Source organism: Flavobacterium cupreum, assembly GCF_003996965.1.
GTDB lineage: Bacteria > Bacteroidota > Bacteroidia > Flavobacteriales > Flavobacteriaceae > Flavobacterium > Flavobacterium cupreum.
On sequence record NZ_QWDM01000129.1, the window covers coordinates 1 to 356 of the forward strand.

The following is a 356-nucleotide window of genomic DNA, read 5'->3' on the forward strand; positions in this document are numbered from 1 at the left end:
CTAAAAGGAGGGATTGAATGGAAGTGCGTGAGCTTTTGGAGGCCGACGTTGAGCTTGTCTGTCGGCACCGTGAGGAAATGTTTCGTGATGCTGGCCGAAGCGAGGAGGTTTTGCAGGCCATGACGCAGCATTTCCGCGACTGGTTGCGGCCGCATCTCCGTGATCGCACTTATTTTGGTTTTGTCGCTTGCGAAAACGGTCAGCCGATCGCCGGCATTGGCTTGATGCTTATCGATTGGCCCCCGCATCCCTCGCACCCCACATCGGACAAGCGCGGCTATGTGCTCAATGTATACGTCGAACCCGAACACAGGCGGCGTGGCTTGGCGCGCGAACTAATGCGGCTGGCAGACTTG

General features: G+C 57.3%; 1 protein-coding gene. It reads left to right on the top strand.

Annotated features, from left to right (window positions below):
- Positions 1–17: 17 nt before the first annotated feature.
- The coding region (locus D0817_RS26910; RefSeq protein ID WP_134737805.1) for a GNAT family N-acetyltransferase at positions 18–356 on the top strand (339 nt) is incomplete at its 3' end.